Annotated in this window: 20 protein-coding genes and 1 pseudogene; 6 read left to right on the plus strand and 15 right to left on the minus strand. The window is 70.9% G+C overall.

The features are described from left to right. The first annotated feature begins 94 nt into the window (after window positions 1-94). A complete protein-coding gene (locus NWFMUON74_RS21135; RefSeq protein ID WP_187683568.1) occupies window positions 95-715 on the plus strand; it encodes a YdcF family protein in 621 nt (206 codons plus the stop codon). Between the two features lie 287 nt (window positions 716-1002). Here NWFMUON74_RS21135 and NWFMUON74_RS21140 read toward each other — a convergent pair whose 3' ends face one another. Together NWFMUON74_RS21140 and NWFMUON74_RS21145 are read right to left on the minus strand one after the other, a co-directional pair. Continuing rightward, the gene (locus NWFMUON74_RS21140; RefSeq protein ID WP_187683569.1) at window positions 1003-2235 is read right to left on the minus strand and encodes a PucR family transcriptional regulator; all 1233 of its coding nucleotides are present in this window, start codon (window positions 2233-2235) and stop codon (window positions 1003-1005) included. A 413-nt stretch (window positions 2236-2648) separates the two neighbouring features. After that, the gene (locus NWFMUON74_RS21145; RefSeq protein ID WP_187683570.1) at window positions 2649-4079 is read right to left on the minus strand and encodes a lipase family protein; all 1431 of its coding nucleotides are present in this window, start codon (window positions 4077-4079) and stop codon (window positions 2649-2651) included. 282 nt (window positions 4080-4361) lie between these two features. Here NWFMUON74_RS21145 and NWFMUON74_RS21150 point away from each other — a divergent pair, with 282 nt between their 5' ends. Then, window positions 4362-5015 (plus strand): SDR family oxidoreductase, encoded by a 654-nt coding sequence (locus tag NWFMUON74_RS21150; RefSeq protein ID WP_187683571.1) that lies wholly within the window; start codon window positions 4362-4364, stop codon window positions 5013-5015. A gap of 6 nt (window positions 5016-5021) precedes the next feature. Here the strand turns inward: NWFMUON74_RS21150 and NWFMUON74_RS21155 are convergent, their stop codons facing one another. Further along, window positions 5022-6236 carry a lipase family protein gene (locus tag NWFMUON74_RS21155; protein WP_187683572.1) on the minus strand — a complete coding sequence of 405 codons (1215 nt, stop codon included), beginning with the start codon at window positions 6234-6236 and terminating at the stop codon, window positions 5022-5024. A gap of 213 nt (window positions 6237-6449) precedes the next feature. On the opposite strand from NWFMUON74_RS21155, the gene NWFMUON74_RS21160 reads away from it, so the two are divergent. Then, complete coding sequence (locus NWFMUON74_RS21160; protein WP_232110492.1) at window positions 6450-6671, plus strand: hypothetical protein; 222 nt, start codon at window positions 6450-6452, stop codon at window positions 6669-6671. Between the two features lie 473 nt (window positions 6672-7144). On the opposite strand, the gene NWFMUON74_RS21165 is transcribed toward NWFMUON74_RS21160, so the two are convergent. Together NWFMUON74_RS21165 and NWFMUON74_RS21170 are read right to left on the minus strand one after the other, a co-directional pair. Beyond that, window positions 7145-7447, minus strand: coding sequence for a hypothetical protein (locus tag NWFMUON74_RS21165; protein WP_187683574.1), 303 nt, complete (start codon window positions 7445-7447; stop codon window positions 7145-7147). Window positions 7448-7459: 12 nt separating this feature from the next. Next, on the minus strand, window positions 7460-7795 hold the full coding sequence (locus NWFMUON74_RS21170; RefSeq protein WP_187683575.1) for a DUF3140 domain-containing protein: 336 nt from the start codon (window positions 7793-7795) through the stop codon (window positions 7460-7462). 344 nt (window positions 7796-8139) lie between these two features. On the opposite strand from NWFMUON74_RS21170, the gene NWFMUON74_RS21175 reads away from it, so the two are divergent. Continuing rightward, on the plus strand, window positions 8140-9123 hold the full coding sequence (locus NWFMUON74_RS21175) for a hypothetical protein (RefSeq protein WP_187683576.1): 984 nt from the start codon (window positions 8140-8142) through the stop codon (window positions 9121-9123). 17 nt (window positions 9124-9140) lie between these two features. On the opposite strand, the gene NWFMUON74_RS21180 is transcribed toward NWFMUON74_RS21175, so the two are convergent. From NWFMUON74_RS21180 to NWFMUON74_RS21195, 4 genes are all read right to left on the minus strand, one after another. After that, on the minus strand, window positions 9141-9935 hold the full coding sequence (locus NWFMUON74_RS21180) for an RNA polymerase sigma factor SigF (protein ID WP_187683577.1): 795 nt from the start codon (window positions 9933-9935) through the stop codon (window positions 9141-9143). After that, on the minus strand, window positions 9925-10356 hold the full coding sequence (locus tag NWFMUON74_RS21185; RefSeq protein WP_187683578.1) for an anti-sigma factor: 432 nt from the start codon (window positions 10354-10356) through the stop codon (window positions 9925-9927). Before NWFMUON74_RS21185 ends, NWFMUON74_RS21180 begins: the two co-directional genes overlap by 11 nt. 77 nt (window positions 10357-10433) lie before the next feature. Then, window positions 10434-10679, minus strand: a complete 246-nt coding sequence (locus NWFMUON74_RS21190; protein WP_187683579.1) for a hypothetical protein — start codon at window positions 10677-10679, stop codon at window positions 10434-10436. Window positions 10680-10848: 169 nt separating this feature from the next. Beyond that, on the minus strand, window positions 10849-11244 hold the full coding sequence (locus tag NWFMUON74_RS21195) for an STAS domain-containing protein (protein WP_187683580.1): 396 nt from the start codon (window positions 11242-11244) through the stop codon (window positions 10849-10851). A gap of 563 nt (window positions 11245-11807) precedes the next feature. On the opposite strand from NWFMUON74_RS21195, the gene NWFMUON74_RS21200 reads away from it, so the two are divergent. Then, window positions 11808-12635 (plus strand): aminoglycoside phosphotransferase, encoded by an 828-nt coding sequence (locus NWFMUON74_RS21200; protein ID WP_187683581.1) that lies wholly within the window; start codon window positions 11808-11810, stop codon window positions 12633-12635. Between the two features lie 17 nt (window positions 12636-12652). On the opposite strand, the gene NWFMUON74_RS21205 is transcribed toward NWFMUON74_RS21200, so the two are convergent. From NWFMUON74_RS21205 to NWFMUON74_RS21215, 3 genes are all read right to left on the minus strand, one after another. Further along, window positions 12653-13498: an acyl-CoA thioesterase domain-containing protein gene (locus NWFMUON74_RS21205; RefSeq protein WP_187683582.1), complete on the minus strand. Its 846-nt coding sequence runs from the start codon at window positions 13496-13498 to the stop codon at window positions 12653-12655. 80 nt (window positions 13499-13578) lie between these two features. Further along, window positions 13579-15915: a phosphoketolase family protein gene (locus tag NWFMUON74_RS21210; RefSeq protein ID WP_232110493.1), complete on the minus strand. Its 2337-nt coding sequence runs from the start codon at window positions 15913-15915 to the stop codon at window positions 13579-13581. 28 nt (window positions 15916-15943) lie between these two features. After that, entirely contained in the window at window positions 15944-16507 is a 564-nt protein-coding gene (locus NWFMUON74_RS21215) for a hemerythrin domain-containing protein (protein ID WP_187683584.1), read from the minus strand. 264 nt (window positions 16508-16771) lie between these two features. On the opposite strand from NWFMUON74_RS21215, the gene NWFMUON74_RS21220 reads away from it, so the two are divergent. Continuing rightward, complete coding sequence (locus tag NWFMUON74_RS21220) at window positions 16772-17719, plus strand: PfkB family carbohydrate kinase (protein ID WP_187683585.1); 948 nt, start codon at window positions 16772-16774, stop codon at window positions 17717-17719. A 145-nt stretch (window positions 17720-17864) separates the two neighbouring features. Here NWFMUON74_RS21220 and mbp1 read toward each other — a convergent pair whose 3' ends face one another. The 3 genes and pseudogenes from mbp1 to NWFMUON74_RS21235 all read right to left on the minus strand — a co-directional run bounded on the left by mbp1 (window position 17865) and on the right by NWFMUON74_RS21235 (window position 19184). Beyond that, window positions 17865-18116, minus strand: coding sequence for a microaggregate-binding protein 1 (mbp1, locus tag NWFMUON74_RS21225; RefSeq protein WP_187683586.1), 252 nt, complete (start codon window positions 18114-18116; stop codon window positions 17865-17867). 104 nt (window positions 18117-18220) lie between these two features. Further along, window positions 18221-18750, minus strand: a pseudogene (locus tag NWFMUON74_RS21230) (DUF6328 family protein). Next, window positions 18747-19184 (minus strand): ChaB family protein, encoded by a 438-nt coding sequence (locus NWFMUON74_RS21235; protein WP_187683588.1) that lies wholly within the window; start codon window positions 19182-19184, stop codon window positions 18747-18749. The pseudogene NWFMUON74_RS21230 and the gene NWFMUON74_RS21235 overlap by 4 nt, the downstream one beginning before the upstream one ends. Between the last annotated feature and the right edge of the window lie 17 nt (window positions 19185-19201).

Raw genomic sequence — 19201 nt, forward strand, 5'->3', positions numbered from 1 at the left:
CCGCAACTTATCACGGTGCGATCACGGCGGCCGGGTGCATCATCTCCGTAGTATTTCGCTCCGCCGACTCCGGCGGTTCTCTCCGGGAGATCCGATGCCCCACACCACGATCCCGCTGCTGCGATCCGGTACCCGCCTGCTGGCCGGCGCCGCCGTCGCCGCGGGAATGCTGCTGAATGCCCCTGCCGCCCTGGCCGATCCGATCGTCGACTCCGTCGTCGCGGTGATCGGCTCGCTGGGCGGTGTCGAGCCCGGCACACCGCTGCCGCTCTCGCACGGGCCCGGCACGGCGATCGTGGTGCTGGGGTACGGGCTGGAGCCGGACGGGCGGATGCGGCCCGAGCTGATCGGCCGCCTGGAGGCCGGTTTCGTGCAGGCCGTGGTCTCGCCGCAGTCACCGGTCATCGTGACCGGGGGCAATCCGCGCGGCGGTGTCACCGAGGCCGACGCCATGGCCCGCTGGCTAATCGATCGCGGCATCGCGCCCGAACGCGTCCATATCGAAGCCGCCGCCACCGATACCCGCGGAAACGCCGCCCACTCGGCCGAACTCATGCGCGGGCTGGGCACCGGCGATGCCGTACTGGTCACCTCGGCCGACCACATGCCCCGCGCCACCGCGATATTCGCCGACGCGGGGGTGCCGGTGGTCGCGACGGTGACGCCCGACGCCCTGCCGCCCCTGCTGCTCGACCGGTTCGGGCCCGGGGAATAACGCGGGGGCTTCCGGCCCGGGCATCCGCCCGGGCTGGGAACCTTCGGCCCGGACCATGAACCTTCCCCGGACCATGAACCATTGCCCCGGACCATGAACCTTGGCTCGGGGTCATGAACCGTTGCCTCGGGTCATGAACCATTGCCCCGGACCACGAACCATCGCCCCAGACCATGAACCTTGGCTCGGGGCCATCAAGCTTGGCTGGGCCGGAAAGCGTTGCGGCCGGGCCGTGCCCGTCGACCGGGCGCATGGACCCGGACGGTGGCGGGACGTGTGGAGCGCGCTCAGACCTCGGCGAGTTCGAAGGCCAGCAATGCCAGGCTGGCGCGCGAGATGCCGTCCGGGTGCGACAGGTCCATGCCCGCGAGCCGTTCGATGCGCCGTAGACGATGCGAGACGCTGTTGGGATGGATGTGCAACCGCGCGGCGGTGGCGCGGCGGTCCAGCCCGCTGTCGAGGAAGGCGCGCAGCGTCTCCACCAGTTCCGGATGCGGCGTCAGCGGGTCGAGCACCGCGGCGAGGTGCTCACGCGCCGGACCCGGCCGGGTCATCTGGTATTCCACGGCCACGTCGGCCATCCGGTACAGCCCGGGCGGGCGGCCCAGGGCGCCCACCAGTTCCAGCAGTTCCCGGGCCTGGTCGGCCAGTGCGGGGATGTGCTCGGTGGCGCCGGTGACGACCGTCGCGGTCAGGGGCACCGAGGCCGCCGCCGACAGCACGTCGAGGGTGTCGGCGGTCATCGCGAGCCCGCCGTTGAGCGCCGTGGGGTCCTCCACCGGGACCAGAATCGTGCCGCCGTCCACCGACAGCAGCGACAGCGCCCGCGAGCCGAGTACCGGCGCCAGCGCGCTCTGCAGCCGCCGCAGCTTGCGCCGGGCCACGCCCTCGGTGTTCAGCCGCGGGTCGCGCTCGCCGGGGTGCGGCGGAATCGCCAGCGCCACCACCTGATACGTGCCCGCCACGGTGATGCCGGTGCGGCGGGCCAGCGCCTCCCGGCCGTGGCCGCTCAGCAGAGCGGTCACCAAAGTCTGTGCGGCCGTTTGATGATGGCGGGCCGCCAGCCGGTGCTCGTCCAGATACGCCGACGAGGTGGCGACCGTGACGGTCTCGAGCAAGCGCAGCATTTCCTCGGCGCCGGCCAGCAATTCCGCCGGGCCGCACCGCTGTTCGGCCGCGACGTGCTCGAAACCGCGGCGGACCGTCTCGTGGTAGGCGCGCAGTACGGTGTCCAGGTCGATGCCCTCGCGAGCCCACTCGGCGGCGCGGCCGACCAGCTCCGCCAGCCGCGCGGCCTCGCGCGGGCCGGGGTCGGACAGCGCGCGCAGCGCCAAGGCGAGGCAGTCGCGCACACCGGCGGTCAATCCCGCCGTGTCCGCGCCGGATTCGGGGCGGCGAGTGCGGAAGTGTTCGGCCAGCTTCGTCGCCAGCAGGCTCGGCGGTGCGGCGCCGGTGGGCGGCTCGGGGGACGCGGCGATGCGGCCGGGCGGGGGGCTCAGAACCGGTGCGGAAGATGTCATCGGGTCGCTCCAGAAATGTCGTGACCGCGGCGTGTACCCGCCGGGCGCCAGGGGTGAGGTCGCGCCCGGCGGATCGATCCACTGCTGCGCACTCGCACCGTGCAACGGAGGGGGTTGGTGGTCCACATGCCGCAGTGCGGCGGTGCGCCGGCGGGCGGTCGTACTCTCTCGGGGCAACCGCCCGACGATGGCCGGCCTGGCTACCGAACCGGCGCCCTCCTTCCTGTCCGGGTGCGGCGCGCCACGCCAGGCGCGGCGCCGACCGCGCAAACACCGGCGCCGCGCTCATATCACGGTACGGCCACGATTCGGCGCTCCGGCGAATCGGCATGAATCCGATGACAATTCATCAAGGCCGGGTCGTACGCCTAGGGGCGGTACACAAATAAGCGGCCGGAAAAGGCCGGGAAATTTCAGCACTCGTTCGGTGCGGGAAGTCCCCGCAAGCGCTGATCCACCCAGTTCATCGCGTCCGGATAACCCGTTGCCGCGCCGATGATGTGTTCGCCGAGCACACTGCGGTACACCGCGGGCACGCCCAGATCGCACTGCTCGCGGTACAGGGTGCGGGCGCCCTCGGCGGGGATCCACCATTCCTGCTCACCGTTGTAGATGTAGAGCGGTACCGCCGATTTCATGCCCTGCATGCGGGTGACGTCGTAGATCTCGGTGGCGATGTCGCTGTGCAGCGGGTCGGGTATCTCCGAGGCCAGGTCGATGGGCAGCATCAGCACACCCGGCAGGGCGAATACGCCCGCGCAGGTGTCCTTCAGCGGCGAGATCGCCGCCCAGCGCGCGAGATTGTTCATCCGCGCCAGCATCTCCGGCCGTTCCCGGGCGACGCCGAAGGTGGCGGCCAGGAAGATGCCCGAGGCCAGATTCGCGTTCATGCTCCGGCCCAGCAGTTCGTAGTCGACCGGCACCCCGCCGAGCGCGGCGCCCACGATCGCGGGTGCGAGGTCGGGTGCGTAGGAGTCGATCAGCGCGACCGCGCCGCGCGTGGCGATGGCGCCGCCGGAGTAACCGTGCATCACGTAGCGACTGCCCGCGAACTCACCCTGCGGCAGGTTGCGCGCGGCCCGTATGGAGTCCAGCACCGCATGCCCGGCCACGTACGGTTCGGCGTAGGCCATCCGCGGCCCCTCGTGATCGGGGATCAGCACGGCGTAGCCGCGTAGCACGGCCAGCTGGGTGGTCGGCGGGATGTAGTCGGTGGTGCCGTTGTCCAGGGAGAAGCCGTGCGCCAGCGCGTAACTCGGCGTGCATTTGCGCCCGAGCGCGTCGATGGGCAGGTTGTTCACCAGCACCGGGCGGTTACCCGCCACCGGACCTACCGGGACGACCAGCGTCGCGGTGGCGAAGGAGGGCGCGCCGTGCGCGTCGGTGGTGCGGAACTTCAACTGCAGCACCTGGCGCACCGGGACCAGCAGCATCGGCCCCGCCACCGAGGTCACGTCCCGCATCTCGATCAGGTCACCGGGCGCGAAGGTCTCCAGGTTCGGCGGCCAGACGTCGAACAGCGGATCACCGGCCGGCTTGGGCATCACCGCGTCCTGCAGCCCGACCAGATCCGGGGGCAGGCCGGTGCCTCCGGCCGCCTCCTCCTGCGCGGGCGCGGGGGGCGTGACGATCGGCGGCGGTGGCACCACCGCGTTGAGCCACTGCTGCAGATCGGGCACGTCCAGCCCGGCGGGCAGCGAAATCCGCGGCGGGCCGGGCAGTTCCGGTGGCGCCGGGGTACCGGGCAACACCGGAACGGGCAGCGGCGGCTGCGCCTGCGCGAGGACCGCAGTGGGCCCGCAGACGATCAGCACCGTAGTGACGAAGACGCGCCAGCCACGCATCACTCACCCCCATGTGAGTTCGCAAAACCCGACCGTCCGCCGTGCGGGCCCGGCCCCATGACTCCGGGCCCGCCTGGTCGAGTTCTTCGAGGCTACCGGCGCGGAATCGCTTGGAGCCGTGATTTATTCGTTCGTACGCATCGCGAGTCCGGTTCGATATCCGGCGGCCCGGCCGCCGTCACCCCCGCCCCGGGCGTCCGCTCGGTCCGTAGGATGGCGGTGCGTTGCGATCGCCGCAGCTCACCGGGCTGCGGATACTCGAAATCAACGGAACGGAGAGCCATGCGCATCGTTATCGCGGGCGGACACGGCAAGATCGCGCTACTGCTGGCGGGGCTGCTCACCCGGCGCGGCGACGAGGTTGCGAGCCTGATCCGCAATCCCGCGCACGCCGAGGAGGTGGCGGCCACCGGCGCCCGGCCGGTGGTGCTGGACCTGGAGAGCTCCACCATCGCCGCGGTCGCGGACGTCCTCGCCGGAGCCGACGCCGCGGTCTTCGCCGCCGGAGCCGGGCCGGGCAGCACCGCGGAGCGCAAGTACACCGTCGACCGCGACGGCTCGGTCCTGCTGGCCGCGGCCGCGGAGCAGGCGAAGACCACCCGATTCGTGCAGATCTCCACCATGGGCGCGGGCAAGCCCCCGGCCCCGGACCGGGACGAGGTGTGGGCCGCCTACATCGAGGCCAAGACCCAGGCCGAGGACGATCTGCGCGCCCGCGGCCTGGACTGGACCATCCTGCGGCCGGGCCGCCTCACCGACGAGCCCGCGACCGGCCGGGTCGCCCTGGTCGAACCCCCCGGCGACTACGGCACGGTCCCCCGCGCCGACGTCGCCACCGTCATCGCCGCACTGCCCACCGCACCGAACACCGCGGGCAAGACCCTGGAACTCGTCTCGGGCGGCTCGGCGATCGCCGCGGCGGTCGCGGCGATCTGACCGCGCTCAGCAGTTGCTCGGCGCCGCCTCGCCGCGCGCCCGGGCATCCAGCCAGGTCAGGACCTGCGGGAGGCCGAGGACGGCGGCGGTCAGGTGGTCGGGCACCGGGATCGCCTCGGCCTGCAGCCGGACCCCGGCCGCGCACCAGCGCCGATCGGTGTTGACGATGGAATCCACCGGCACCAGCCCGTCGATCGGCGAATGCCATTCGAGCACCGGCATATTCGGCACGCTGTCGGTGTAGAGCTCGAGGCTGTTCTCCTCGATGACCTTGCGGGCCTCCGGGTCCTCGGTCATCTTGGTGGTCTTCGCGAAGTCCAGCGCGCCGCGCCCGGCCCCGGCGGTGAGCAGATCGTTGGTGCAGCCGTTGGCGACCTGCTGCCCGAGCCGCACACCCTGGTCGTTGAGCTGATCGGAGATCGGGAAACGGTCGGGGTATTCGCGCTCCAGCCCGACACCGGCGGCGAAGGCCAGCCCGAACACCGGATGCGCGCCGTAGCCCAGGCCCTCGAGCATCTTCACCAGGTTCATCGGCACGCCACCGGCGGCTGCGCCCGCGATCTGCAATTCCGGCGCGTACTTCGGCGCGAGCGCGGCCGCCCACGCCGTCGCCATGCCGCCGCCGGAATACCCGGCCATCGTCACCGGGCTGTGCTCGACGCGCAGCTGCTGCACCCGCTGCACGGCCCGGATGCCGTCGAGCGTGATCTGCCCGCCCAATTTCGCTGCGCCGTAAGCGAACTGCGGGCCGAGGTGGTCGGGCAGCGCGATGGTCCAGCCGCGCTGCAGCACCACGTTGTAGGCGGGCGCCTCGCGCACCATCAGGTCCGGATCGGTGGTGTAGAGCGTGTGCGAGATCGAGCATTCGGTGCCGAGCCCGTTGATGATCGTCTGGTACGACAGCAGCGGGCCGTCGGTGGGCCGGTTGCGCGGCGACAACACGGTGGTGGTGGCCGCGATCGGCTTGCCCTCGGAATTGGTCGAGCGGAACTTGATCAGCCAGACGTCGGTGTCCGGAAAGATCGGCAGCGGCGGCAATGCGCGAATGCCAAGGATATCGCCCGGTTCGTGCCCGGCCACGTCCTCCGGCGCGGCATAGAACGGATCAGGATCGGAGGCCGGATAGAACGGCGCTCCGGCCGCGGCCCCCGCCCCGGCGATCAGCAACAGCAGGCTTCCGGCGCACGCACCCATCGCGCGCCGGACTGCGAACTTCCCCATGCCGCAGAACACTATTCGAACCCGGTGGCGGATGCCCAACCGGATCCCAGATCCTGAGAAATCACAACGGTTGCCGACATGAGGCTGTGTTGCGAGACGAATTCGCGCGGAAGTCTGTTTGCGGCGGTAACACGAACGTACCTTCGAACTCGGCGCCGTTGCCTGATCCATCGGCACCGGCAACGGCGCGGAAGGATGAGAAGGAGCACCGCTATGTACACTCCCGACACCGTCACCGAGGCGCCCACCCGACGGGTGACCGTCTACTTCGACGGCTCCGACCCCGGAGACGAGCTGGTGCTGGAGTATGCCGCCACCCGCTCCGAGGCATGGGAATTCGCGGCCGCCGCCGTGCACTCGGGCTTGGCGGTCACGATCGACACGAAGGTGCGCCCCGGCATGCGCCCTCTCCCCTGCCGGAGTCTGTGGCATTGACCCGCGACACGGGCACGAGCCGCCGCATGGGCATCGACATGCGGCAGAGCGCGTACCGCCGCAGGGACATCAACGCGCGGCATAGCACGAGCCGCCGCATGGGTAGTACTGTCCCGAGCCGATTCCGTGCATCGGGTACGAGTGCGAAGACATGCCCACCGGACGGATGATGAGCGGTATCCGTCCGGTGGGCGTACCGCCGCTCGGCGGCTGCGTTGGGGTCGGAGCAGGAGGGAGTCATGGGGTTTCCCGCTCGCCGCGTCCGCGCGGTGCGACGGTCGGCGCTCGCCGGCAGGAGTTTTGGCGGGTTGCTACCAGCGAGCGCACGTTGGAGGGAACGACGGTGTTCACCGGCGGCGCCTCTCGCGCCGCATGCACTCACCGTACGGCTGCGCCGCTACGCCCGCGAACGGAGCGCCCAGCTCTGGTCGCTGTCATAGCCGGTACTCGAAGTTGTTGGGACCGCACACAATTCACGGCTCGGCCGGACGGGCATCGAGCCGGTAGAAACTGCTCGGACCACCCTCGGCGGTCTGCTCCTGGAATACGAACGCCAGCTCGCGCTCGTCGAACAGCCGGAACCATTCGTCCCACGACACTTCGCGCAGACCGTCTTCGCGGTAGCCGGGGAAATTGATGCGCAGCGGCTCGGGGCCGTCCGGCCGCCCAGGATCCGACGCCACCGCGGGCCGTGCGCCGCGATGCTCGGCCCAGGAACGGATCACCGAGGGCTCGGTGGTGACCCGGTAGCCGTCGGCGGGCTCGGGGTCAGGCATGCGCGGCTCCTCTCATTCCGTGCGCAAGGGGTCGTGGCCGATCGACATCAGTTCGTGGCGCCACTGCGGGCGCCCCGCCTCCGGTTCCGGCTCCACACCCCGCGCGTCGCGCACCCGGTCGACCACCGTGCGCATCACCGCGGCGTCGTGGTCGTCGAGGTCGGTGCGCCGCTTGCCGAGAATGGCCAGCACCCGCTGCCCCAGCGGCGTGCCGTCGCGATCCGGCGGCGGCTCGGCCTCGGGGCCGGCCGCGTCGGTGTACAGCCAATCCCGCAGTTCCCGCGACGACATGTTCACCGCCGTGTGGAACTCGTCCCACAGGCCGTCGTCGACGACAGATTCCGCCATGCGGTCCTCCTCTGCGCTCCACGCCGCGCTCGCGCGCGGCATTGTCGGGCGCTCCCCGGCTACCCGCCGCGCGCGGGCACAAACCCGCTGGTGCCGGGCCCGCGGACGCGGATGATTGCGTGAGCGATCGCCGGGTAACCGGCCCACGTGGTCAACATGAGTCTTCGAGAACTGGCCGACCACGAAGGCCCTTCGCGTCGGTCTACCTCGATGGCAGCAGCGATTCCGAGGACGCGGCGCGGCAGCAGCGACGGCGGCGCCGGGCGGTTCGCGACGAGCCGACCGAGGGGGATGCGCCCCGACGGGGCCGGCGCATCGCCGCGACACGGTTGAGGAGGTACGAGATGGACAGGGGAAACAGCAAGCACGGTCCGCGCCAGGACGACCAGCTGGCGCACGAACTGCAGGGAACGATCCGGGGCAATCGCTCCAGCCGCGCCGAGGAATGGCGCGATCCCGAGCCGCCCGCCGACGACGACCCCGAACTCACCGCCCGGCCCGAGCTGACGATCCCCACTCCCACGGATCCCGTTCCGCCGGACCCGTTTTCGCCCCCGAACCCCGAGACCCCGCCGCCGGACCCGATACCGGAGCCGCCCGGCCCCATCCCCGAGCCCGGAACCCCGGACCCGCTACCGGAACCCGGTCCACCCGACCCGCAACCGGGCCCCGATGCGACCGACGCGTTCCCGGACCCCGGCTCGGCCGATCCGCTCCCCGGCCACGGCCCCCAGGGACCGGTCGCCGACCTGGGCCCGCAGGGACCGATCCCGAATTCGGGTGCACCCGAACCGATTCCAGGCCCCGGGCCGACCGACCCGCTGCCCGGTCCGGGATTCGAGGACCCGCGCCCCGATGTCGAGCCCCCGGATCCGCAATCCCGTCCCGGGCAGAGCGTTCCGGTTCCGGGACCACAGGGGCCCATGCCGGGCACCGAGCCGCCCCCGCCGTACCCTGGCGCACCGAACGGGCCGTATCCCCCGCCGCAGGGCCCCGTCTCGAATACCTTTCCCCCGCAACCCGATCCGGGCGGCCCACGTCCGCCGGGGCCACCGGCGGAACCGCCGCTCCCGGGACACCCGCCGGACCCCCAGCCACCCCGCCCCGACCCGAATCCGGAACCGCCCCGGCCCAACCCCAATCCCGAACCACCCAGGCCGAATCCCTATCCCGAACCGCCCCGGCCGAATCCGGAACCACCGGGTCCGGAGCCGCGCCCGCCGCTGCCCGGTCCGGTGCCGCACCCGATCCCGCCCGACCCGAATCCGACCTTCGAACGTCCGCCGCAGCCGCACGACCCCGTCCCGCCCGGTCCTACCGCCCGCTGACCGATCGGCCGACTCCGTCAGTCGCGCAGTGCCTCGTCGCGCAGCCAGGTCAGGGTCTTGGAGAGAATGCGGGAGACGTGCATCTGAGAGATGCCGAGCGCCTCGGCTATCTGGGTCTGGGTCTTGGCCTCGAAGAAGCGCATGATCAAAACCTGCTGTTCGCGATCGGGCAGGTCGGCGATGAGCGGCTTGACGGCCATGAATTCCTCGACGCGGTCGTAGCGCGGCTCGGCCTCACCGAGTACCTCGCGCAGTGGCAGCGGGGTGTTCTCGCCGTCGTCGCCGGACACCGATTCCAGCGAGGACAGCTGGTAGGCGTTGCCCGCGATCAGGGCCTGGGTGACCTCCACCAGGTCGACCTCGAGTTCGGCGGCGATCTCGCGGGCCTTGGGCAGCCGGCCCAGCCGCTGCGCCAGGTCGTCGATGGCGCCCCCGATCGACAGCTGAATCTCCTTGGTGCGCCGGGGAACCCGCACGGCCCAGGTGTTGTCGCGGAAATGCCGGCGGACCTCACCCATGATGGTCGGCACTGCGAACGACAGGAACGACGAGCCCCGCGTCACGTCGAAGCGGTCCACCGCCTGGACGAGCCCGACCCGGGCCACCTGCAGCAGGTCGTCGAAGTTCTCGCCGCGCCCGGAGAACTTGCGGGCGATGTGGTCGGCCAGCGGCAGGCAGAGCCCGATGATCTTCTCGCGCAATGCCTCCCGCTGCGCGCTGTGCTCGCCGAGCGCCGCCAGCGCCTCGAATTCCGGTTCGATGTTGTCGTAGCTGTCACCGCCGCGGTGACGCCGTCCGCGTTCATCCGCCATCGGCCTCACCTCGCGCCCTGGTGAACTCGACGACCACGGGATATCCGTTGCCGTCCGCGTCGAACGATTCGGTCCGCGCGGTGATGGAATTGGTGATGGTCTGCAGGACGTGCCAGCCGAAGCCGTCCTCGTCGAGTGCGTCGTCCACCGCGGCGAGGCCGGACACCCGCACCGTCATCGCCGCGTCGTCGGCAGCGAACGCACAGTCGATTTCCGAGTCGGGCACCGCCTCCGCGATCAGCGCGGTGGCGATCTCGTCCAGCGCGACCCGGATGTCGGTCACCTCGTCCAACGCGAAATCCGCGATCAGCGCCACCGTTTCCGCGAGCGCGCGCAGCATGGTGAGCTGATTCAAGTCGGCCGGCACCCGGATACCCACACTCGATGTCTGCACGGGAGACCTCGAAACCCATTCGCTCATCGACACTTGCCTCTCCTCCCAACCGGTGAACCCGGCGGGGACCCGCGGACCCCGACCGTTGCGCCAACCGTTCGCCTTCAGGTCCATGATCCGACGTATTCCTCCCGGGTGTCGGTCGGATACGGATCGGTGTGCAGCGCGGCCGTGTGCACGGCATGACGGACCTGCGCGCCGGTCGGCTTCGACTGCACGATATCGGCAGCCTTCGCCCGGCCGTACACCGCCGGTCGGTAGTTCTCCGGTTTTTCGTCGGTGCCGCCTCCCCGCAGCACCCCGCGACCCGTCATCCGCACCGCCGCCGACGACTCGGATCGCGAATCCACAGGCGAACCTTTCTGCTCGGGAGGCCGTTCACTGCGCGCATACCCCGAGCCCCCGCCCCGAAACCCCGCCGGTGCTACTCGCCGCGTCCGCGTTCGCGCACGGTCAGCACCGATTCCACGGATATGCGCGGGACCGAGCCGGACCCGGTCCCGCGGCAAGCTCCGCCGGCTAGCCCTCCAGCGCGGACTGCATGGTCGCGTAGAAGCGGAACAGCGGACGGGTGCCGGTGATCTTCAGGACGCGCTCGATCTCCGCGCGGCCACAGACGAGACGCAGGTCGACACCGGCTTCGGCGGCGGCGGTCTTGGCGGCGGCCAGCGACCGCGCCGATCGGATACTCAGGAAACGGGTGCGGCGCAGATCGAGGACGACCGCGCGGGTGCTGGAGCCGACGGCTTGGTCCAGGGACTTGCCGAACATCGCGGCCACGGCGGCGTCCAGCTCCCCCTCGACGCGGACAACCGTATAGTGCCGCCGCTGATCGCGAACGTGTGCCGGGGACGGCCCGACACCGTCCGGATTCGCCGCGTCGGTTTGACGTTGGAGAACGGCAATCGCAGACATAACTAGAGCCTCCCGTGCAATGGGCGTGCCCTGTCCGACATGGAGATCTGATGACCCGAGCGGGCCGGATAACAGCCGGTGTTCCTACTGACCGTCTGTCTCCGGCTCACGCGAACGGCCTCCGCGTGCGAACCAGGGTCGGCTGTAGTCTCAACCTGGCTACAGTCTGCCACGCCACACGCGCGCTGTCACCGCCGCGGCGCGACGAATCACCCACCGGCGCGTTCGGCCCTCATCCGATTTTCACGAATATCCTTGCGGCATTTCCCATTCCGACCTCCGTCCAGCCGTCGGCGATGTCCGGAAGCAATCGTGCTCGTTCCCGCATTTGCACGCACGCGGAGCGATAAACCACCCCGTGCGGGTATCGGGCGGCGACGGTCGCCGCGGCGGCATTCAGGCCCTACCGAACCGCCACGGCGGGCCGCCGGGCGGGCGCCGTCCCGCACGCGCCGATGGCGGACCACTGCTCGTACCCGATGCACGCTCACCTGCACGAACAGCTCCGGCTCGGTAGACGAGTTCGCTTGCTAGCGTGGTCGTTTCGCGGTAGATGTTCGGGGGTGACAGTCGATCGGGCGCAGTTCTCGGCGCAGCGCCGCAGCTGGGAACAGCTACCCGAGGTCACCCGGGCCGCGGTGGAGGCGCTGACGGGACCGGTCCGCCGCGCCGAGTCGATCATCGCCGGATTCAGCAGCCATCTCGCCGCGGTGATCGACACCGACGGCGGCCGGACCTTCGTGAAGGGCATGCGCATCGACGACCCGGAGGTGTGGACCCAGCACCGCGAGGCCGTACTCGGCCCGCACGTCGGGCCGATCGGCCCCCGGCTGCACTGGCAGATCGCCGCCGGTGGCTGGGATCTGCTCGGATTCGAGTACATCGCAGGGCATTTCGCGAACTACCGGGTGGACAGCGACCTGGCCGCCACCGCCGCGGCGATGGCCGCACTGGGCCGGCTGCCCTGTCCCCCGGAGCTGGAATTGAAAGACGCCGAGGTGCGCTGGGGCGGCTATCTCGAGGATCCCGGGCAGGGCGCCCGATTCGCCGGCGTGACGCTGCTGCACACCGACTGGAATTACAGCAATGTGCTGGTCGGCGAGGGCGGGGCGCGGCTGGTCGATTGGCCGTGGGCGACCCGCGGCGCATCCTGGATCGACCCCGGTTGCTGGCTGGTGTGGCTGATCTTCGCCGGTCACGAACCGGCCGCGGCCGAGCGCTGGGCGGCTCGGGTACCCGCCTGGCATCGCGCGGACGCGGCCGATCTGCGGACGTTCGCGACGGCGCTGGCCGCCGAATGGACCGCGACCGCCAACCGCAACCCCAATTTCTGGACCCACGGCCTGCGCGACGCCGCCCGCCGCTGGGCCGCGTACCGCCGGACGATCTGACCGGTCGACGGATGCGCTCAGCGCACCGCCGCGCCGCCGGACGCGGCGATCACCTCGTCGAGGTGACCGGCGGTGATCTGCCGCCGCGCGTTGGCGACCGCGGTGATCAGCGCGGTGCCGAACGCGCCGTGCCGATCGAACAGCGTCGCGGCGCCGACCGCGATCCCCTGCTCACTGAGGTGGTTGTCGGCCTCCAGGCCGACCTCGCCGCCGATCGGCAGGCGCGACAGCGCGACGGTCAGGTCGGTGTTGATGAAGCCGACGCCCGCGTCGGACCAGTTGGTCACCATGCTGGTCTGTTCGGCGGCCATCGCCGCGAGCACGAACGGCGACAGCGGCTCGCCGGCGAGCACCGGCATCGGGCGCTGCCAGCTACGTTTGCGTCCGGCGTTCTCGTGCTCGGAGAAGCTCCGCGACCAGCCGTCGGACCCGTCGCTGCGCCACAGCGGCGCGGCCGGTCCGGTCGCGGGCGGCGCCAGTTCGATCGGCGGCGGCACGGGCGGGGAGTCGCGCTTCCAGATCCGGCCCGGCGGCTCCTGCGAGGGCTGCAGCAGCACCAGCGACGCCCGCGCCGCCGGGGCCCCGTCCTGCCGCACCACCGCGTCGGCCACGCGAATGCGCTTACCGTCCCGCACCGATGTGGTGGTCACCGACAGCGGGCGCATGCGGGCGGGCTTGAACAGATCCACGGTCAGCCGCACCGGCGCGAATCCGTCGGTGCTGTACTCCTTCTCCAGCGACCGGGCCAGCAGTCCGCACAGCGCCGGGCCCACGATCTGCTGTGCCGACCACTGACTGGCCGCCAGCGGCCGGGGCGTGAACAGTTCGCCCTCGGCATCGAAGTATCCGTACGTTTCGCTCACCGCGTCATCCTGCCCGTTCCGGTCGCCACGGCGACTGATCTTGCTGCCTCAGGCAGATATACACGCGTATGAAACCGGTTTCAATGGTGATCCGGGTCTCCGGGCCAGGTCCAGTCGGTGATCTCGGGCAGGTCGGCGCCCACGCGCTCGGCGTGCACGGTGTTGGCGTGCAGCAGGTGCAGCAGGTGCTCGCGCAGCCGCCCGAGCCGGTCGGCCAGCCGCGGCACCTGCTCCAGCACGGCCAGCGCCAGCTGGTAGCGGTCGATGCCGTTCATCGCGCACATCTGGAACGGCGTCGTGGTGGTGCCGTTGTCGTGGAACCCGTGCACGTGCAGTTGGTCGTGGCCGGGGCGGCGATAGGTGAGCTGGTGGATCAGCCAGGGGTAGCCGTGGAAGGCGAACACCACCGGCCTGGTCGTGGTGAACATCTCGGCGTACTGCCGATCGGGCATGCCGTGCGGGTGCCGGTCCGGCGGGAACAGCCGCGCCAGATCGACCACATTGACGAAACGAATCGCCAAGTCGGGCACCAGCTCTCGCAGCAGTGCGGCCGCGGCGAGGGCCTCCTGGGTCGGCACGTCACCGGCGCAGGCCAGTACGGCGTCCGGCTTGCCGGCGCCCTCGGTACTCGCCCAATTCCACACGCCCAGACCGCGGTTCACGTGCTCGGCGGCGCGCTCGTCCGAAAGATATTGCAATGCGGGTTGTTTGCCCGCCACCACCACGTTCACCCGGCCGCGTCCGCGCAGGCAGTGGTCGAACACGTGCAGCAGGCAGTTGGCGTCGGGCGGCAGGTATACCCGGCCCACCTCCGGGCGCTTGCTCAGCACATGGTCGATGAAGCCGGGATCCTGGTGCGAGGCGCCGTTGTGGTCCTGGCGCCACACATGCGAGGTCACCAGGTAGTTGAGACTGGGAATCGTTGTGCGCCAATGATATCGAGAGGCCTCGCGCAGCCATTTCGCATGCTGCACCACCATAGAGTCGACGATGTGGGCGAAGGCCTCGTAGGTGGAGAACACCCCGTGCCGCCCGGTCAGCAGATAACCCTCCAGCCAGCCCTGGCACAGGTGCTCCGACAGCACCTCGAACACCCGGCCGTCGGGTGCCAGCTGCTCGTCGGCGGGTCCGGGCTCGAGCTGCCAGCGCCGCCCGGTCACCTCGAGTACCGCGTCCAAGCGGTTGGAGGCGTGCTCGTCGGGCGAGAAGAACAGCATCCGGCGCGGGTTCGCGGTCAGGGTGTCACGCAGGTACCGGCCCAGCACCTTGGTCGCCTCCGCGTGCCGGGTGCCGGGCGCGCCGACGTCCACGGTGTGCGCGGCCACGTCGGGCAGGCGCAGGTCCACGCTGTCGCGAGCGTGCGCGACCGGATTCGCGCTCATGCGCGTTTCGCCCTCCGGGCACAGCTTCCGCACCGCCGCGACCGGAACGCCGTCCGCGCCGAACAACTCCTCGGGATGGTACGAGCGCAGCCATTCCTCCAGCAGCGCACGGTGATAGGGGTTGTCGTGCACCGCGTCGAGCGGGATCTGGTGCGAGCGCGCCGTGCCCTCCACCGCGACCCCGTTCACCCGAGCCGGGCACGTCCAGCCCTTCGGCGTCTCCAGGATGATCGCGGGCCGCTCGGCGCGCGCGCCCGCGCGGATGTCGTCGATGCGCTCGAAGGCGGATTCCAGCGCGGCCGCGTACTGTTCGTGCACCTTGACCGGATGGTCGCCCGCCACCACCGTCGGCGCCCAGCCGTGCGCCCGCAGCAGCGCCGTCACGTCGTCGCGGCGCATCCGGCCGAGCACGGTCGGGTTGGCGATCTTGTAGCCGTTGAGATGCAGGATCGGCAGCACCGCGCCGTCCTGGGTCGGATGCAGGAAGGCCGGGGCGTTCCAGCTCGTCGCCAGCGGCCCGGTTTCCGCCTCACCGTCACCGATCACGCACACCGCGGTCAGGTCCGGATTGTCCAGTACCGCACCGGTCGCGTGCGCCAGCGAATAGCCCAGTTCGCCGCCCTCGTGGATGGAGCCCGGCAGATGCGGCGAGGCGTGGCTGGGCACTCCGCCCGGGAAGGAGAACTGCCGGAACAGCTCTCGCATCCCCGCCGCGTCGCGCGCCGCGCCCGGATGCCGGGCGCCGTAGCTGCCCTCCAGCCAGGCCGCGGCGTTCAGTCCGGCCGCGCCGTGGCCGGGACCGGCGACGAACAGGACGGACCGATCGTCGCGCAGGATCAATCGGTTCAGGTGCGCGTAGGTCAGCGTCAGCCCGGGCACCGTGCCCCAGTGCCCGAGCAACCGGCGTTTCAGGTGCTCGGGCCGCAGCGGCTCGGTGAGAAGCGGATTGTCCAGCAGGTACAGCTGCCCGGCCGACAGGTAGTTCGCCGCCCGCCACCACGCGTCGACGCCCTCGAGATCATTCGCGTTCGCCACCGCATCCACTCCTCACTGCCGTCGTCGTTCAGCCGCGGGTCTTGCGCACCCAGTCGCGCACGGTGTCGCGCACGCGGTCGAAGATCGCCAGCGGCGGACCCACCAGGATGTTGGCGGGCGCGGCGGAGCCCGCGCCCGGATGCGGCCGGGTGGGCGCGGTCGCCTCGGCCATCCGCACCGCGGTCGCCAGGCCCGCCCGCTCGGCCGCGGACGCGTCCTCGCGCAGCCGCTCGAATTCCTCCCGCTCCTCATGCTCGGCATGGTCGATGACGGCCGTGGCGAAGGCGTCGAACTTCGCGTCGAAGTCGCGGTGCTCGACCCCGAGCTCGTGCAGTTCGGCCAGGGCCTGCTTGGCCTTCTCCTCTTCGCGCAGCCGGCTTTCCACGACGTGCTCGGCGACGTACACCCGGCGCGCGGCGGGATGGATGACCTCCTCCTCGGCGCTCTCGTGTACCGCGAGCAACCGCACGAGGTCCTCGAACGGTTCCCGCTTGCCCGCGCCGTCGGCCGCGCGCACCCGGTCGATCAACTGCCTGATCTGGTTGTGCTGGGCCTTCAGCAGCTCCACGACGTCCTGTTGCTCGGTGGGCATGGTCGGATCACTCCTCGTCTCGGGGAACGGTTCCCATTCGGGCCGTACCCGTGTCCGCGCCTCTCACACCCGGCCGTCACCGGCAGTTTCGATCGGGGCGCCGGGGGCATGCCGAGCACAGGAGCGCAGCTGTGATCCGCGAGCAAACCCCGCCGATCACAGCCGGAACACCGCCTCGGATACCGACACCCGCACCCGAGCCCGTTCCGGTACGCCGGTCGTTTCGCATTGCACCGCTTGTGGTTTCGTCAAGGAGGTAGGCCCATGACCCGCTCGGGACCGCTGGTGGTGGTCGGGGACGTCCTGCTCGATATCGACATCATGGGCCGGGCCGACCGCGCCGGCCCCGACGCCGCGCTGCCGGTCGTGGAATTCGTCTCGCGCCGCACCCGCCCCGGCGGCGCAGGTCTCGCCGCCCTGCTGGCCGCCACCACGACCCCCGAGGTGGTGCTGGTGGGCGCGTTCGGCAGCGACGCGGGGGCCGAACGGCTGCGGCGGCTGCTGGCCGGACGCGTGCGCGTCGCCGAGCTACTGCTGCACGGCAGCACGGTGCGCCGGCAGCGAGTGCGTGCGGCGGGGCAGTCCGTACCGCGCCCGCGACCGTCCGCCGCGGTGGCCCGGACTCGATCCGGCAGCGGGCGTGCGGGTATCGATCCGCTGCCCGGCTCGGCCCGGGCCGCCCTGCGCTCGGCGGGGGCGATCCTGGTGGCCGATCACGGGCACGGCGTCACCGCCCAGCCGGAGATTCGCGCGCTGCTGGCCGAGCGCGCCCGGCAGATTCCGATCGTCTGGGCCCCGCACCCGCACGGCGGCGCGCCGGTTCCCGGTGTGGCACTGGCGACGCCGGACCGCTCGCACGCCGCGGCGCTGGTTCCCGGTCGGCTCGATTCCGGCATCCGAGCACGAGAACTGGTGAGCCGCTGGGAAGCTCGCGCCGTCGCGGTGACCCTCGGCGCGCACGGAGCGGTGTTCTACCGGCACGGCGCGCGCGAGCACTTCCCGATTCCGGTGCCCCGGCAACTGCGCGTGCAGGGCAGCCCGGACGCGTACGGCGCGGGTGACATGTTCGCCGTCACGGCCGCGACCGCGCTGCACACCGGCCACGGCCTCGCCTACGCGGTGCGCCGCGCGGTCGAGTCGGCGGCCGAGTTCGTCTGGTCCGGAGCGATCTCCGGCACCGTCCCGGCACGGGATCTACAACAGCACGCGTGAATCGGGGCGCGTCTGCCCAAAACCACCAGCGCGGCAGAGCTTTCGATGCCCGGACATCCATGCCCGGACAGAGATGCCCCAGACAGAACAGTTGCCCGGCCGGACGGCCGGGCAACTGTCGTATGCGGCGGGAAGACGCCTGGGGTCAGCGGTCACCCCGCTGGTAGGCACGCTGGCGCTGCTCGTCGGCCTCCGCCTTGGTGCGTTCCTTCTCGGCCTGCGCCTCGCGCTTGGCGGCCTCGCGCTGAGAATCGGCCCGGTCCTGCTGGGCCCGGCCCTCCTCGCGCAGTTCGTTGTTGCCGAGCAGAGCGCCGGCGGTTTCCTTCGCCTTGCCCTTGGCACCTTCGACGACGCCCTCGATGCCTTCCTGAGCGCCACCCTTGTCGTGTTCGGACATGACATTCACCTCCAGAATGTCGGTATCACTGACGTCTTCGGCCTACCCGGGCACCTGCCGACGAAACACGCTGCGCTCCAGCGTGATTCATCCCACGATCGGCACTACGGATCGGACGGACCGGTCCGGCGGCGCTGCTGCCACGGCTGCACCACCCACACGACCACGAACAGCAGCCGAACGCCGATCCCGCCGCCGTGCCCGCGGGCACCCCGCCACCACGTCGAAGATCAACACCGCGGCGCCCGTCAACGCCAAGCCGAGCAATGCCAGCCCGGCGATCGCGAACCGATGGGCCGCCGTCACCGCCCGAGCCAGCCGGTGCCGCCGGAACAGGATGCGATACGCCGACACCGGCGCCACCAGAAACACCGTGGCCGCGATCGACGCCGCCACGATGGCCAGGTACAGCCACCGCATCGGCGTCGACAACAACTCCTCGAACCGGGACTGGAACGGCAGGGTCAGCAGGAAACCGGTCAGCAGCTGCATTCCGGTCTGCACGACGCGGGTCTCCTGGATGAGTGTGGACCAGTTGCGGTCCAGCCGCTGTCTGTGTCTCGTGCCGCGCCTGCCAGTTCCATGTCCCATCCCGTTCGGCCGGTGCGCTGCCCGCGGCACCGGCCGCGGTCACTGCGGGGCTCGCTTCCCGCGACCGCGGGACCGCGCCCGGCGGTTGTACTTCTCGATGGCCTCCACCAGCTGCCCCTTGGTCATCTGCCAGCGGCCGGAGATCTCCAGCCGCCCGGCGATGTCGAGCAGGTGCCGCTTGGAGGCATTGGCGTCCACGCCCTCGGCCGTGCGGCCGGAGGCGTTCGGCCCGCCGCTCTCGGCCCGCTCATCGGACGGGCCACGGCGTTCCTTGGCCTCCCAGTGGTCGCCGACCTTCTCGTAGGAATGCTTCAGGGCGGCGTAGGCCACCCGGTGTGCGCGTTGTCCGCTGCCGTATTCGCGCAGCGCCGAATCATGCGTCTCGGCGAAGATCCGCTGTGCGTGCTCGTCGGATTTGCGCAGAGTGCTGGGCAACTCGGTGGCCTTGGGCGCGCCTCGCTGATCGGTTTTCGGCATCATCGCCCCTTTCACTG

The sequence above is a fragment of the Nocardia wallacei genome, from assembly GCF_014466955.1.
Lineage (GTDB): Bacteria > Actinomycetota > Actinomycetes > Mycobacteriales > Mycobacteriaceae > Nocardia > Nocardia wallacei.

Coding starts and splice junctions, on each gene's coding strand:
- NWFMUON74_RS21135 (WP_187683568.1), top strand. CDS start 95: ATGCCCCACACCACGATCCCGCTGCTGCGATCCGGTACCCGCCTGCTG.
- NWFMUON74_RS21140 (WP_187683569.1), bottom strand. CDS start 2,235: ATGACATCTTCCGCACCGGTTCTGAGCCCCCCGCCCGGCCGCATCGCC.
- NWFMUON74_RS21145 (WP_187683570.1), bottom strand. CDS start 4,079: ATGCGTGGCTGGCGCGTCTTCGTCACTACGGTGCTGATCGTCTGCGGG.
- NWFMUON74_RS21150 (WP_187683571.1), top strand. CDS start 4,362: ATGCGCATCGTTATCGCGGGCGGACACGGCAAGATCGCGCTACTGCTG.
- NWFMUON74_RS21155 (WP_187683572.1), bottom strand. CDS start 6,236: ATGGGGAAGTTCGCAGTCCGGCGCGCGATGGGTGCGTGCGCCGGAAGC.
- NWFMUON74_RS21160 (WP_232110492.1), top strand. CDS start 6,450: ATGTACACTCCCGACACCGTCACCGAGGCGCCCACCCGACGGGTGACC.
- NWFMUON74_RS21165 (WP_187683574.1), bottom strand. CDS start 7,447: ATGCCTGACCCCGAGCCCGCCGACGGCTACCGGGTCACCACCGAGCCC.
- NWFMUON74_RS21170 (WP_187683575.1), bottom strand. CDS start 7,795: ATGGCGGAATCTGTCGTCGACGACGGCCTGTGGGACGAGTTCCACACG.
- NWFMUON74_RS21175 (WP_187683576.1), top strand. CDS start 8,140: ATGGACAGGGGAAACAGCAAGCACGGTCCGCGCCAGGACGACCAGCTG.
- NWFMUON74_RS21180 (WP_187683577.1), bottom strand. CDS start 9,935: ATGGCGGATGAACGCGGACGGCGTCACCGCGGCGGTGACAGCTACGAC.
- NWFMUON74_RS21185 (WP_187683578.1), bottom strand. CDS start 10,356: ATGAGCGAATGGGTTTCGAGGTCTCCCGTGCAGACATCGAGTGTGGGT.
- NWFMUON74_RS21195 (WP_187683580.1), bottom strand. CDS start 11,244: ATGTCTGCGATTGCCGTTCTCCAACGTCAAACCGACGCGGCGAATCCG.
- NWFMUON74_RS21215 (WP_187683584.1), bottom strand. CDS start 16,507: ATGCCCACCGAGCAACAGGACGTCGTGGAGCTGCTGAAGGCCCAGCAC.
- NWFMUON74_RS21220 (WP_187683585.1), top strand. CDS start 16,772: ATGACCCGCTCGGGACCGCTGGTGGTGGTCGGGGACGTCCTGCTCGAT.
- mbp1 (WP_187683586.1), bottom strand. CDS start 18,116: ATGTCCGAACACGACAAGGGTGGCGCTCAGGAAGGCATCGAGGGCGTC.
- NWFMUON74_RS21235 (WP_187683588.1), bottom strand. CDS start 19,184: ATGCCGAAAACCGATCAGCGAGGCGCGCCCAAGGCCACCGAGTTGCCC.